This is a genomic window from Pseudomonas sp. S3(2024), assembly GCF_036861315.1.
Taxonomy (GTDB): Bacteria; Pseudomonadota; Gammaproteobacteria; order Pseudomonadales; family Pseudomonadaceae; genus Aquipseudomonas; species Aquipseudomonas putida_A.
In genome coordinates this window covers 1-14,258 of sequence record NZ_JAZAQQ010000021.1, presented here as the reverse complement: position 1 = coordinate 14,258, position 14,258 = coordinate 1, and the positions used below count along the sequence as shown (strand labels likewise).

At 60.5% G+C, this 14,258-nt stretch carries 12 protein-coding genes; 9 read left to right on the top strand and 3 right to left on the bottom strand.

The window, feature by feature from the left end; genetic code table 11:
- Positions 1 to 116 precede the first annotated feature (116 nt).
- From VLA07_RS26980 to VLA07_RS26970, 3 genes are all read right to left on the bottom strand, one after another.
- A complete protein-coding gene (locus VLA07_RS26980; RefSeq protein WP_333992636.1) occupies positions 117 to 296 on the bottom strand; it encodes a hypothetical protein in 180 nt (59 codons plus the stop codon).
- Between the two features lie 157 nt (positions 297 to 453).
- A complete protein-coding gene (locus VLA07_RS26975; RefSeq protein WP_041067919.1) occupies positions 454 to 1,947 on the bottom strand; it encodes a CoA-acylating methylmalonate-semialdehyde dehydrogenase in 1,494 nt (497 codons plus the stop codon).
- 76 nt (positions 1,948 to 2,023) lie between these two features.
- Positions 2,024 to 3,373, bottom strand: coding sequence for an aspartate aminotransferase family protein (locus tag VLA07_RS26970; RefSeq protein WP_333992632.1), 1,350 nt, complete (start codon positions 3,371 to 3,373; stop codon positions 2,024 to 2,026).
- Positions 3,374 to 3,511: 138 nt separating this feature from the next.
- On the opposite strand from VLA07_RS26970, the gene VLA07_RS26965 reads away from it, so the two are divergent.
- The 9 genes from VLA07_RS26965 (at position 3,512) to VLA07_RS26920 (ending at position 14,141) form a co-directional block, all read left to right on the top strand.
- Positions 3,512 to 4,432, top strand: coding sequence for a LysR family transcriptional regulator (locus tag VLA07_RS26965; protein ID WP_007968115.1), 921 nt, complete (start codon positions 3,512 to 3,514; stop codon positions 4,430 to 4,432).
- A 122-nt stretch (positions 4,433 to 4,554) separates the two neighbouring features.
- Positions 4,555 to 5,943, top strand: coding sequence for a uracil-xanthine permease family protein (locus VLA07_RS26960; RefSeq protein WP_139053427.1), 1,389 nt, complete (start codon positions 4,555 to 4,557; stop codon positions 5,941 to 5,943).
- 87 nt (positions 5,944 to 6,030) lie between these two features.
- The gene (locus VLA07_RS26955) at positions 6,031 to 6,681 is read left to right on the top strand and encodes a TetR/AcrR family transcriptional regulator (RefSeq protein ID WP_027613646.1); all 651 of its coding nucleotides are present in this window, start codon (positions 6,031 to 6,033) and stop codon (positions 6,679 to 6,681) included.
- Positions 6,682 to 6,688: 7 nt separating this feature from the next.
- A complete protein-coding gene (locus VLA07_RS26950; RefSeq protein WP_333992630.1) occupies positions 6,689 to 7,270 on the top strand; it encodes an IMPACT family protein in 582 nt (193 codons plus the stop codon).
- A 606-nt stretch (positions 7,271 to 7,876) separates the two neighbouring features.
- Positions 7,877 to 9,424, top strand: a complete 1,548-nt coding sequence (locus VLA07_RS26945; RefSeq protein ID WP_333992628.1) for an ABC transporter ATP-binding protein — start codon at positions 7,877 to 7,879, stop codon at positions 9,422 to 9,424.
- 15 nt (positions 9,425 to 9,439) lie between these two features.
- Entirely contained in the window at positions 9,440 to 10,546 is a 1,107-nt protein-coding gene (locus VLA07_RS26940) for an ABC transporter permease (RefSeq protein WP_027613643.1), read from the top strand.
- Positions 10,546 to 11,472 carry an ABC transporter permease gene (locus VLA07_RS26935; RefSeq protein WP_003221385.1) on the top strand — a complete coding sequence of 309 codons (927 nt, stop codon included), beginning with the start codon at positions 10,546 to 10,548 and terminating at the stop codon, positions 11,470 to 11,472. Before VLA07_RS26940 ends, VLA07_RS26935 begins: the two co-directional genes overlap by 1 nt.
- A 248-nt stretch (positions 11,473 to 11,720) precedes the next feature.
- Positions 11,721 to 12,446 carry an SDR family oxidoreductase gene (locus VLA07_RS26930; protein WP_333992626.1) on the top strand — a complete coding sequence of 242 codons (726 nt, stop codon included), beginning with the start codon at positions 11,721 to 11,723 and terminating at the stop codon, positions 12,444 to 12,446.
- Between the two features lie 336 nt (positions 12,447 to 12,782).
- Positions 12,783 to 14,141 carry an 8-oxoguanine deaminase gene (locus VLA07_RS26920; protein ID WP_333992624.1) on the top strand — a complete coding sequence of 453 codons (1,359 nt, stop codon included), beginning with the start codon at positions 12,783 to 12,785 and terminating at the stop codon, positions 14,139 to 14,141.
- The last annotated feature ends 117 nt before the right edge of the window (positions 14,142 to 14,258 follow it).

Here is a 14,258-nt window from a genome sequence, read left to right as displayed (position 1 = left end):
TCGTCTCAACCGAGGCGCGCATTCTACAGCAGCCTCATTTGCTGTCAAGTGATTATTTTCAGAAGTTTTCGAAGATTTCTTCAACAACTTCAACCACTTGCGCCTCCGACCTCTCGTTAGCGGGAGGCGAATTCTACAGCGTTACACGCTGCTGTCAACACCTCTTTTTCTCCGCCTTCGACCGAGAAGATCGAACCGTCAAAAGAGCCAAACATCACCGCTCTTTCAACTCCCTCCAGGCTTCGATGAACTGAAGCAAGCCGCTGCCGAAAACTGCGTAACTCGTTGAATTTCAAGGAGTTTTCCGTTTCGACTGCGCCGGAAGTGGGGCGAATTATAGACCTCCAGAATCTGCCGTCAACCGCTTTTTTCACATTTCTGTCATATCGGTCGAAAAAACACGAAAACACGAAGGCCGACCTCTAGAGGTCGGCCTTCGTCATGCCCTGCTACTTACAAGCTAGGGAAAGCAAACTGCGAAGCCTCATGGCTCGCACGCTGCGGCCAACGCTGAGTGATGGCCTTGCGACGGGTATAGAAGCGCACACCATCCGGTCCATAGGCATGCAGGTCGCCGAACAGCGAGCGTTTCCAGCCGCCGAAGCTGTGGTAAGCCACCGGAACCGGCAGCGGTACGTTGACGCCGACCATGCCGACTTCGATCTCGTCGCAGAACAGGCGCGCCGCTTCACCATCACGAGTGAAGATGCAGGTGCCGTTACCGTATTCGTGATCGTTGATCAGCTTCATCGCCTCTTCCAGGCTATTGACGCGAACCACGCACAACACCGGTCCGAAGATCTCTTCCTTATAGATGCGCATTTCAGGGGTAACGTTATCGAACAGGCAGCCGCCGAGGAAGAAGCCCTCTTCGTTACCTGGAATGCTCAAGCCGCGACCGTCGACCACCAGGGTCGCGCCCGCTGCCACACCGTCATCGACATAACCACTGACCTTGTCCCGCGCCTGACCGGTTACCAGTGGGCCCATGTCGAGACCGCACGAAGTGCCGGCACCGATTTTCAGCGCCTTGATCTGTGGAACCAGTTTCGCCACCAGCGCATCCGCTACCTGATCGCCGACACACACTGCGACCGAAATCGCCATGCAGCGCTCACCGCAAGAACCATAGGCCGCGCCCATCAGCGCGCTGACTGCGTTGTCCAGATCCGCATCCGGCATCAGCACCGCATGGTTCTTCGCGCCGCCCAGTGCCTGAACGCGTTTGCCGCGCTTGGTACCTTCGGCGTAGATGTATTCGGCAATCGGCGTCGAACCAACAAAGCTCAGCGCTTTGACTTCCGGCGCTTCAATCAGCGCGTCCACTGCAGTCTTGTCGCCATGCACCACGCTCAGCACGCCTTTCGGCAAACCGGCTTCCAGCAGCAGTTGGGCGATCAGCAGCGTCGAGCTTGGGTCACGCTCGGACGGTTTGAGGATAAAGCAGTTGCCGCAGACGATCGCCAGTGGGTACATCCACAGCGGGACCATCGCCGGGAAGTTGAATGGCGTGATGCCGGCAACCACGCCCAGTGGCTGGAAGTCCGACCAGGCGTCAATGTTAGGGCCGACGTTGCGGCTGTATTCGCCCTTGAGGATTTCCGGGGCGGCGCAGGCGAACTCGACGTTCTCGATACCGCGCTTCAGTTCACCGGCGGCGTCTTCGAGGGTCTTGCCGTGTTCTTCGCTGATCAATTGCGAGATGCGTGCTTCGTTCTGCTCCAGCAGTTGCTTGAAGCGGAACATCACCTGGGCACGCTTGGCCGGAGGAGTGTTGCGCCATGCCGGGAACGCAGCCTTGGCGGCGTCGATCGCGTGTTGAATGGTTTCGCGGGTGGCCAGAGGCAGCTTGTGGATCGCCTGACCGGTGGACGGGTTGAACACATCAACCGCGCGACCGTTCTCGGTCACCAGTTCGCCATTGATCAAATGCGGGATAACGCTCATCGAAAACTCCTGAATTCTTGTGTACAGACGCCCACATGGGGCGCCTGTTATTCGCAGGTATATATAGAGGGAAAAATCAGTCGAGCTTGTTCAGCACTTCGCCAACCGCGTCGAACAGACGATCGAGGTCTTGCGGCTTGCTGTTGAAAGTTGGGCCGAACTGCAGGGTGTCGCCGCCGAAGCGTACGTAGAACCCGGCTTTCCATAGGGCCATGCCCGCTTCGAATGGACGCACGATGGCGTCGCCGTCACGGGCCGCAATCTGGATCGCACCGGCCAGGCCGTAGTTACGGATGTCGATGACGTTCTTCGCCCCCTTTAGGCCGTGCAGGGCATTTTCGAAATGCGGCGCGACTTCGGCCACGCTCTGCACCAGGTTTTCCTTTTGCAGCAGGTCGAGTGCCGCCAGGCCAGCTGCGCACGCCACCGGGTGGGCCGAGTAGGTGTAGCCGTGGGGGAATTCCACCGCGTATTCCGGAGTCGGCTGATTCATGAAGGTCTGGTAGATCTCGGAGCTGGCAATCACTGCGCCCATCGGAATCGCGCCGTTGGTGACTTGCTTGGCGATGCACATCAGGTCCGGGGTCACGCCAAAGCTCTCGGCGCCGAACATCGAGCCGGTGCGGCCGAAACCAGTAATCACTTCGTCGAATACCAGCAGGATGTTGTGCTGATCGCAGATCTCGCGCAGACGCTTCAGGTAACCCTGAGGCGGAACCAGTACGCCAGCGGAACCGGCCATCGGTTCAACGAAGACTGCCGCGATGTTCGAAGCGTCGTGCAGTTCGATCAACTTCAGCAGCTCATCGGCCAGGGCGATACCGCCCTGCTCCGGCATGCCACGGGAGAATGCGTTGCTGGCCAGCAGCGTGTGCGGCAGGTGATCGACGTCCATCATCGCCTGACCGAACAGTTTACGGTTGCCGTTGACGCCGCCAAGGCTGGTGCCGGCGATGTTCACACCGTGGTAGCCACGGGCACGGCCGATCATTTTGGTCTTGGTTGACTGACCTTTCAGACGCCAGTAGGCACGAACCATCTTCACCGCAGTGTCGGCGCACTCGGAGCCCGAGTCGGTGAAGAACACGTGGTTCAGGTTGCCCGGGGTCAGGTCAGTGATTTTCTCGGCGAGCTGGAACGACAGCGGATGGCCGTACTGGAAGCCTGGCGAGTAATCGAGGGTGCCCAGTTGTTTGGATACCGCTTCCTGAATTTCTTTACGGGTGTGCCCGGCGCCGCAGGTCCACAGACCGGACAGCGAATCGTAGATCTTGCGGCCCTTGTCATCGAACAGCCAGCTGCCTTCGGCACCCACGATCAGACGCGGGTCGCGCTGGAAGTTGCGGTTGGCGGTGTACGGCATCCAGTGCGCGTCCAGCTTCAGTTGGCTGGCCAGTGGCGACGGCGCGTTTTCAGGCATGTTCATCGGGCAAAACCTCGCAGGGCATAAGCATCAGGGAGATAAAAAGCGTTGTTGCAGCTAAATTGCCACGCGGATAAAGTCGGTGAAATCCAACTTTTCTAACCTTCAGTTAGAAGCCTGCTAAACAATGAGAACAACAGCATGAGCAGTCGTCGCCCCGATCCGCTGGCCCAGGTCAGTGATTTTGATATTCGCCTGCTGCGGATTTTTCGTAGTGTGGTGGAGTGCGGCGGCTTCTCGGCGGCGGAAACCGTGCTCGGCATCGGTCGCTCGGCGATCAGCCAGCAAATGAGCGATCTCGAACAGCGCCTTGGCCTGCGTTTGTGCCAACGCGGCCGCGCCGGGTTCTCGCTGACCGAAGAGGGCCGCGAGGTTTATCAGTCAGCGCTGCAACTGTTAAGTGCGCTGGAAAGTTTCCGCACCGAGGTCAACGGCCTGCACCAACACCTGCGTGGCGAGTTGATCATCGGCCTGACCGACAACCTCGTCACCCTGCCCCACATGCGCATCACCCACGCCCTCGCACAGTTGAAGGAACGCGGGCCGGACGTGCAGATCCAGATCCGCATGATCGCTCCCAACGAAGTCGAACAAGGCGTGCTCGACGGTCGCCTGCATGTCGGCGTGGTGCCGCAGGCCAGCGCACTGTCGGGGCTGGAATATCAGCCGTTGTACAGCGAACGCTCACTGCTTTATTGCGCGGTGGGTCATCCGCTGTTTTATGTCGATGACAAGCAGCTGGATGACGAGCGCCTTAATAGCCAGGATGCGATTGCCCCGACCTTTCGTTTGCCGGCGGAGATTCAGGCGCATTACCAGGCACTCAACTGCACCGCCAGTGCGTCTGACCGTGAGGGCATGGCGTTTCTGATTTTGACCGGGCGCTATATCGGCTATCTGCCGGATCACTACGCCAGCCTGTGGGTGCAGCAAGGTCGCTTGCGTGCGCTGAAATCGACGACACGTTTTTATGATTTGAGTCTGGCATCGGTCACGCGCAAGGGGCGGCGCCCTCATTTGGTGCTGGAAAGTTTTCTGGAGAGTCTGGCGGCGACGCGTTGAAAAATCCTGCAAGGCCCGACAGATAAGGTTTTCAACCACAAAATCACTGAATAACCTGAGCAAGTGGACAGCTTTTTGCAAAGCAGGATCAACCCCGATCCTTCAACAAGAAGCCTTAAGCCATGCAGCCAGATTCTGAACCGTCCAGCGACCTGATCTACGGCCTCGACGACCGCCCAAAACCACCCGCCGCGATCCTCGCCGCCCTGCAACACGTGCTCGCCAGTTTCGTCGGCATCATCACCCCACCGCTGGTGATCGGCTCGGCACTCGGCCTGACCGCACACTTGCCGTACCTGATCAGCATGGCGCTGATGGTGTCCGGGGTCGGCACCTTTATTCAGGCGCGACGGCCGTTCGGCATCGGCGCCGGGATGATCTGTTTGCAGGGCACCAGTTTTGCCTTTCTCGGCGCGGTGCTGTCGGCCGGGTTTCTGGTCAAGCAGCGTGGCGGCAGCCCGGAAGACATTCTGGCGATGATCTTCGGCGTGTGCTTTTTCGGCGCGGTGGTGCAGATCGTCCTCAGCCGTTTCATCGGTCAATTACGCCGGGTTGTTACGCCGCTAGTGACCGGGATCGTCATCACCCTGATCGGCGTCAGTCTGATCAAGGTCGGCATCACCGATCTGGGCGGTGGATTCAATGCGCCGGACTTCGGGGCGCCGGGCAATTTGGCACTGGGGGTGTTCGTGTTGCTGACGATCATCCTGCTCAATCGCTCGAACACGCCGTGGGTGCGGCTGTCGGCCATCATTATCGGACTGCTGCTTGGCAGTCTGGCCGCGTGGTTCAGCGGGAAACTGGTTCCGCAGGCATTGCCTGACTTGCCGCTGGTCAGTCTTCCTGCACCGTTCAAGTTCGGTTTCAGCTTTGACTGGACAGCTTTCCTGCCGGTCGCGCTGATTTATCTGATCAGCACCATCGAAACCGTCGGCGACCTCACCGCCAATTGCATGCTTGCCCGCCAGCCGATCAGCGGCCCCTCCTATATAAGCCGACTGCGCGGCGGCGTGCTCGGTGACGGCGTGAGCTGCATGATCGCCGCCACCTTCAGCGCCTTCCCCAACACCACGTTTGCGCAGAACAACGGCGTGATCCAGTTGACCGGCGTGGCCAGCCGCTACGTCGGGCTGTACATCGGCGCGATCCTGTTTTGTCTTGGCCTGTTCCCCATGATCGGCGCGGTGCTGCAGCAGATCCCGAAACCGGTGCTCGGCGGCGCCACCCTGGTGATGTTCGGCAGCGTGGCGGCGGCCGGGGTGCGGATCCTCGCGCAGTCGCCGCTGGACCGACGCAGCATGCTGATCATCGCCACCTCGCTCGGCGTCGGCCTGGGCATTGCCGCGCAACCGAACCTGCTGCACCTGTTGCCGAAACTGGTGCAGAACCTGTTCGACTCGGCGATCACCAGCGGCGGCCTGACTGCGATCATCCTCTGCTTGCTACTGCCGGAGGCGAAAACCACCCGCGTCGAATCCGCCGCAGCGCTGAACAAGATCGAACAGGCGTAACGGTTTTATTGCATCAGGACTTGTCGGATGCCTGTGGGTGCGTTATCAACGCAACTGGTTGCACCCACAGACAAACCGGAAGTGCCTATGACCTTTGAAGTCCCTGCTCACGGCGGCAAACCCGCCAGCCGCATTCGTCAGAAGAACGAAGAGACCATCCTCAAAGCCGCCGAAGACGAGTTCGCCCGTCACGGTTACAAAGGCACCAGCATGAACACCATCGCGCAGAATGCCGGGTTGCCCAAGGCGAACCTGCATTACTACTTCACCAACAAGCTTGGGTTGTACGTGGCGGTGCTGAGCAACATCATCGAGCTGTGGGACAGCACCTTCAACACCCTGACCGCCGAGGATGATCCGGCCGAAGCGCTGACCCGCTACATTCGCGCCAAGATGGAATTCTCCCGCCGCCAACCGCAAGCCTCGCGGATCTTTGCAATGGAAGTGATCAGCGGTGGCGAATGCCTGACCGAGTATTTCAACCAGGATTACCGCGCCTGGTTCCAGGGCCGCGCAGCCGTGTTCCAAGCCTGGATCGATGCGGGCAAGATGGACCCGGTGGATCCGGTGCACCTGATTTTTCTGCTGTGGGGCAGCACCCAGCATTACGCCGACTTCGCCACGCAGATCTGCCGCGTCAGCGGTCGCAGCAAGCTGACCAAGCAGGACATGGAAGACGCCGGCAACAACCTGATCCGCATCATTCTCAAAGGCTGCGGCCTCACCCCGACTATTTAAGACGTTTATGCCTTTCACCCTCAGCGTTTTTTGCGAGTACCGCGAAGAGATTCGCAAGAGCCGCTTCATCACCTTCGCCGCGCCGATCGGCAGCCCCGCAGACGCGCAGGCGTTCTTCGAACAACACAGCGACTTGAATGCCTCGCACAACTGCTGGGCGTGGAAACTCGGTGCGCAATACCGCAGCAACGACGACGGCGAACCCGGCGGCACCGCCGGACGGCCGATTCTGGCGGCCATCGAAGCGCAGGATTGCGATCAGGTCGCGGTGCTGGTGATCCGCTGGTATGGCGGCATTCAATTGGGTACCGGCGGTTTGGCCCGAGCCTATGGCGGCGGCGCGAACAAGTGCCTGCAAGCGGCGGCAAAAGTCGAGTTGATCAGCCGGGTACCGCTCAGTTGCGCCTGCGGCTTTGCCGAGTTGGCGCTGGTGAAGCTGCGGGTGGCGGATCTGGGTGGCTTGGTAGTGGAAGAAAACTTCACTGCCAATGGTGTTGAGTTGCAGTTGGCAGTGGGTGAGGCGCAGATCGAGTTGTTGCAAACGCAACTGGCGGATCTCAGCCGTGGGCGGATAGTGCTGCAGCGTTAGAAGAGCAAAAGACCGCAGCCTTCGTCAGCTCCTGCACAGGACTTTGCGTTTCCCTGAAGGAGCTGCCGAAGGCTGCGATCTTTTAGGGCATCGACGGATTTCTTTATTCCAGCAACTTGCCCACATCTGCTGTGCACCCGACTGTGGATAACCTGAGCACATATGGCTGTAACCCTTCTGTCACGTGGCTTTGCGCGATTTGCTCACTTTTCGTCCATTGCGCATGAAAAAATAGAAATCCCACGTAAAAACAGATAGTTAGCGCTGTTTATCACCATTGGGAGATAGCACCGCAACGCTTATGCCGAGGATTTCCAATTGCGCACAAATACTGTGGAACAACCTGTGGATAAGCCGTTCATGGCTGGCGCAGTCGCAGGTTCTGTATAGCTTCGACCCGGCTGCTCGTTTTTTAACCAGTTCGTCACGGTGCAAAAGTGGAGCCGGATCAACAGCTTTGCGCTGAATTGGTGCCCGCTCCCCCTGCGTTTTTCAGCGCGAAGCTCTGCCGCCGGCACGCGGCAACAGTTACGGCGGGCGTTCCTGACTCAATGGCCAGGAAATTGCTTTATCCACAGGCACAACTCCAAGTCAGTCGAGCCTGTCATGCCAAGCCCAGATTCAACGCCGCGCCTGCAACTGCGCCAGATCAGCAAACGCTACCCCGGTTGCCTGGCCAATGACGCCATCGACCTGTGCATCGCGCCCGGGGAAATCCACGCGCTGCTCGGTGAGAACGGCGCGGGCAAAAGTACCTTGATGAAGATCATCTACGGCGTGACCCAGGCCGATACGGGGGAAATGCTCTGGCAGGGTCAGCGAGTAAATATTCGCAACCCGGCGCAGGCCCGGCAGTTGGGGATCGGCATGGTGTTCCAGCATTTCTCGCTGTTCGAAACCCTCAGCGTCGCGCAGAACATTGCTCTGGCAATGGGCGCCGAGGCCGGTACGCCGAAACAGCTTGAGCCGAAAATTCGCGAAGTGTCGCGCCGCTACGGCATGGCGCTGGAGCCGGAGCGACTTGTCCACAGCCTGTCGATTGGCGAGCGGCAACGGGTGGAGATCATTCGTTGCCTGATGCAGGACATTCGCCTGCTGATCCTCGACGAGCCGACGTCGGTGCTGACGCCACAAGAGGCCGACGAACTGTTCATCACCCTGCGCCGTCTCGCCGCCGAGGGCTGCAGCATTCTGTTTATCAGCCACAAGCTCGCGGAAGTGCGCGCGCTGTGCCATAGCGCCACGGTCTTGCGCGGCGGGCGGGTCGCCGGGCATTGCCAGCCGGCCGAATGCTCGGATCAGCAATTGGCGCAGATGATGGTTGGCGAAGCGGCGGCGTTGATCGGCGAATATCCGAAGGTCAGTGGCGGCGCGGACTTTCTACAGGTCAACGGCTTGAGCTGGCACAACCCCGATCCCTTCGGCTGCTCGTTGAGCGACATCAACCTGCAAGTATGCGGCGGTGAAATCGTCGGTATCGCCGGGGTCGCGGGCAATGGCCAGGATGAGTTGCTCGCCCTGCTCAGCGGTGAACAAACCCTGCCCCGCGACGGCGCGACAACGATTCGTTTCGCCGGGCAAGCGGTCGCCGATTTGCGTCCGGATGCGCGGCGCCAACTCGGTCTGGCGTTCGTCCCGGCAGAACGCCTGGGCCACGGCGCAGTGCCGGAACTGAGCCTTGCCGACAACGCCTTGCTCACGGCCTTTCAACAGGGGCTGGTGAGCAACGGTTTGATCGAGCGCAGCAAAGTCGAAGCCCTTGCCCAACAGATCATTCAGCGCTTCGGGGTGAAAACCGCGGGCACTCACGCTGCCGCGCGCAGCCTGTCCGGCGGCAATCTGCAGAAATTCATTCTCGGCCGGGAAATCCTCCAGCAACCGAAACTGCTGATCGCGGCGCACCCGACTTGGGGCGTCGACGTGGGCGCGGCGGCGACCATTCACCGCGCGCTGATTGCCCTGCGCGATGCCGGCGCGGCGATCCTGGTGATCTCCGAAGACCTCGACGAACTGTTCCAGATCAGCGACCGCCTCGGCGCCCTGTGCGCCGGGCGTCTGTCGCCGCTGCAGAACACCACCGACACCCTGCTGAGCGATGTCGGCGGCTGGATGGCCGGGCACATCAACCCCACGCATTCATCGGCCACGGCCTGACGGAGTTTTCCCAACATGCTGCTTTCCCTCGAACCCCGTGGCCAGCAATCGCGCCTGATGTTGTGGTGCTCGCCATTGCTGGCGGCGCTGCTGACCCTCGGTTGCGGCTCGCTGCTGTTCATCGCCCTGGGGCATGATCCGCTGCAAACCTTGCACACGCTGTTGATCGCACCGGTCAGCGATCTGTATGGCGTCTCCGAACTGCTGGTCAAGGCGCTGCCGATTCTGCTTTGCGCACTCGGTCTGTCCGTGGCTTATCAAGCGCGAATCTGGAACATCGGCGCCGAAGGCCAGTTGCTCCTCGGTGCACTCGCCGGCAGTGCCTTGGCGGTGAACATCATCGACCTGCAGAGCCGTTGGGCGCTGGTGCTGATTCTGCTCACCGGGACCTTCGCCGGGGCCGCTTGGGCCGGGCTGACGGCATGGCTGCGCACGCGCTTCAACGCCAACGAAATCCTCACCAGCATCATGCTCAATTACATCGCGCTGAACCTGTTGCTGTTCTGCGTGCACGGGCCGCTGAAGGATCCGGCCGGCTACAACTTTCCCGAGTCGGCGATGTTCGGCGACGCCAGTCGCCTGCCGCTGCTGATGGAGGATGGCCGGGTGCATGCCGGGGTGTATTTCGCCCTGCTCGCGCTGGTTGCGGTGTGGGTGTTGTTGCAGAAAAGCTTCGTCGGTTTCCAGATCAAAGTGCTCGGTCTGGATAAACGTGCGGCGGGTTTTGTCGGCTTTCGTGAGAAGCGTCTGATCTGGCTCGCGCTGTTGATCAGCGGTGGTTTGGCCGGGCTGGCCGGGGTTTGCGAAGTGACCGGGCCGATCGGGCAATTGGTGCCGCAAGTCTCGCCGGGCTATGGCTATGCAGCAATCACCGTGGCGTTTCTCGGGCGGTTGAACCCGATCGGGATTCTGTTCTCCAGCCTGCTGATGGCGCTGCTGTACATCGGCGGTGAAAGCGCGCAAATGACCCTCAATCTGCCGCAAGCCATCACCCAACTGTTTCAGGGAATGATGCTGTTTTTCCTGCTGGCCTGCGACGTGCTGATTCTCTATCGGCCACGTCTGAAACTGCGCTGGACACGGCGCGCGTCGACCACCGCCGTAACCGCCGGAGCGCTGTGATGGATATCGATCTGCTGAGCAATATTTTCTACGCCATGGTGCGCTGCGGCACGCCGCTGTTGTTGGTGGCGCTGGGTGAGTTGATCTGCGAGAAGAGCGGCGTGCTCAACCTCGGGCAGGAAGGAATGATGCTGTTTGGCGCGGTGATCGGTTTTATCGTCGCCCTCAACAGCGGCAACCTGTGGCTCGGCGTGTTGCTGGCGATGCTCGCGGGGATGCTCTTGTCTTCGCTGTTTGCCCTGGTGGCGCTGGTGTTCAATGCCAATCAGGTGGCGACCGGGCTGGCGCTGACGATCTTCGGTGTGGGCTTGTCGACCTTTGTCGGTGCAGCGTGGGTCGGCAAGCCGTTGGCCGGATTCGAGCCGTTGGCGATTCCGTACTTGAGTGAGATTCCGCTGATCGGGCGCATGCTGTTTGCTCAGGACTTGCTGGTGTACCTGTCGTTCGCCCTGTTTGCGCTGGTGGCTTGGGTGATCATCAAAAGCCGTGTCGGGCTGATCATTCAGGCCGTTGGTGAGAACCCGGACGCGGCCAGTGCGATGGGCCTGCCGGTGCTGACCGTGCGCACGCTGGCGGTGCTGTTCGGCGGGGCGATGGCCGGGTTGGCCGGGGCGTATCTGTCGCTGGCGTACACGCCGATGTGGGCCGAGAACATGACCGCCGGACGCGGCTGGATTGCCCTGGCGCTGGTGGTGTTTGCCAGTTGGCGGGTGTGGCGCTTGTTGCTCGGGGCTTATCTGTTTGGCCTCGCCAGCATCCTGCATCTGGTGGCGCAGGGCTTGGGGCTGGCGATTCCGTCGAGTCTGCTGGCGATGCTGCCGTATGTGGCGACGATTGTGGTGTTGGTGCTGTTGTCGCGGGATGCCGTTCGTACCCGGTTGTATGCGCCGGTGTCGTTGGGGCAGCCGTGGCAGGCCGGGCATTAGAGTGGTGATGCCACTGGCCTCATCGCTGGCAAGCCAGCTCCCACAGTGTCCATGTTGTGTACATGATTTGCGAACACCGCTGAGCGGCCTGCGAATTCGAGAAGCAACCACGCTAGAGCCTGGAGTATGCTTCGGGATCAACAGCTCTCTTGAGACCCGGCTCGATGTGTTGCGACGAGTGTTGCAACTACGGCTGGATCAGGCGTGTCCATTGAATCCGTGAACCGTAATCTTCAAGGAACCCCGTCATGTCCCAGGCAAAAAACGCACTGATCATCGGCGCCTCCCGTGGCTTGGGCCTCGGGTTGGTGAAAACCCTGCTGGCCGATGGCTGGCAAGTGACCGCCACCGTGCGCAATCCGCAAAAGGCCGAGGCGCTGCAAGCGCTGGGCAAGGTGCGGATCGAGAAACTCGACATGGACGACCAGCAGGCGGTGATCGCCCTGAGCCAGCAGCTCAAGGGCGAGACCTTCGACCTGCTGTTCGTCAACGCCGGGGTCAAAGGCCCTGAAGTGCAAACCCCGGGTGGCGCGACACTGGCCGAAGTCGGGCAACTGTTTTTCACCAACGCCGTGGCGCCGATCAACCTGGCGCAACGCTTCGTCGGGCAGATCCGCGACGGCAGCGGCGTGCTGGCGTTCATGAGTTCCGGCCTGGGCAGCGTCACCGTACCCGACGCCCCGGAGCTGGCACTGTACAAGGCGAGCAAGGCCGCGCTGAACTCGATGACCAACAGTTTTGTCACCCAGTTGGGCGAGCAGAAACTTACCGTGCTGTCGCTGCACCCGGGCTGGGTGAAGACGGATATGGGTGGTGAAGGTGCTGACCTGGATGTGGAGACCAGCACTCGCGGGCTGATTGATCAGGTGAATGCGTATACCGGCAAGGGCGGCCATCACTTCATCAACTACAAGGGTGAAANATGGGTGGTGAAGGTGCTGACCTGGATGTGGAGACCAGCACTCGCGGGCTGATTGATCAGGTGAATGCGTATACCGGCAAGGGCGGCCATCACTTCATCAACTACAAGGGTGAAACCATTCCCTGGTAAGCACCACAGATCTTCCCTGTAGGAGTGAGCCTGCTCGCGATCGCAGTGTGTCCGTCACCGATGATATTGAATGAAAGACCGCTATCGCGAGCAGGCTCACTCCTACAAGGGGATGGTGGTGTCCTGTCGGGTTGGGCTTGCCCGATCCGGAGATTTGTTTGAAACTCCGCACCTCGTCCAACGCGGCGACCCTGGATCAGCAGACAGGGCAACACTGAGCTGGCAACCCTGAACCCAACTTTCAGAGGAGCCGGCCACAATGCCTGCGACCCGTACCTGGTTAAAAAATCCCCTCGCCATTTTCACGGCCCACGCGCTTGATGCCCGTGGCGGTCTGGTGCTGCAAGACGGCGTGATCGTCGAAGTGCTGGCGGCCGGTCAGCAACCGTCCGCGCCGTGCAGCGAAGTGTTCGATGCCCGCGAGCATGTGATCCTGCCGGGCCTGATCAACACCCATCACCATTTCTATCAAACCCTGACTCGCGCCTGGGCGCCGGTGGTCAATCAGTCGCTGTTCCCGTGGCTGAAAACCCTGTACCCGGTTTGGGCACGGCTGACCCCGGAAAAACTCGCCCTCGCGACGAAAGTGGCTTTGGCTGAACTGCTGCTGTCGGGTTGCACCACCGCCGCCGACCACCACTACCTGTTCCCGGATGGTCTGGAAAACGCCATCGACGTGCAAGTCGACACCGTGCGTGAACTGGGCATGCGCGCCATGCTCACACGCGGTTCGATGAGCCTCGGCGAGAAGGACGGCGGCCTGCCGCCGCAACAGACCGTGCAGGAAGGTCAGGTGATTCTCGACGACAGTCAGCGCCTGATTCACGAGTACCACGAGCGCGGCGATGGTGCGCAAATTCAGATCGCTCTGGCACCGTGCTCGCCGTTCTCGGTGACCCCGGAAATCATGTCGGCCAGCGCCGAACTGGCGAACAAACTCGACGTGCGTCTGCACACGCACTTGGCGGAAACCCTCGACGAAGAGGATTTCTGCCTGCAGCGTTTCGGCCTGCGCACCGTGGATTATCTGGACAGCGTCGGCTGGCTCGGCCCGCGCACCTGGCTGGCCCATGGCATCCACTTCAACCCGGATGAAATCGCTCGCCTCGGCCAGGCCGGCACCGGTATCTGCCATTGCCCGAGTTCGAACATGCGTCTGGCCTCCGGCATCTGCCCGAGCATCGATCTGACCGATGCCGGCGCGCTGTTCGGTCTCGGCGTGGACGGTTCGGCCTCGAACGACGCGTCGAACATGATCCTCGAAGCGCGGCAGGCGTTGTACATCCAGCGTCTGCGTTATGGTGCGGAAAAAATCACCCCGGAACGCGTGCTCGGCTGGGCGACCAAAGGCTCGGCGAGCCTGTTGGGACGTACCGACATTGGTGAACTGGCGGTGGGCAAGCAGGCGGATCTGGCGTTGTTCAAGCTCGATGAGCTGCGTTTCTCGGGCAGCCATGATCCGATTTCGGCGCTGCTGTTGTGCGGTGCCGATCGTGCGGATCGGGTGATGATTGGCGGCAAGTGGCGTGTGGTGGACGGTCAGGTTGAGGGGCTTGATCTCAAAGGCCTGATCGCCGATCACAGCCAGGCGGCTCGGCAGTTGATCGCCGGCACCTGAACCCAACACTAAACCCTGTGGGAGCAACTGTCTTACTACCACCGTTCGTCACCGCCACTCTGTGCCGTCTCGCAGCATGGCATTCAATCTGATCAGCAGTATTCGCATGCAGGCGAT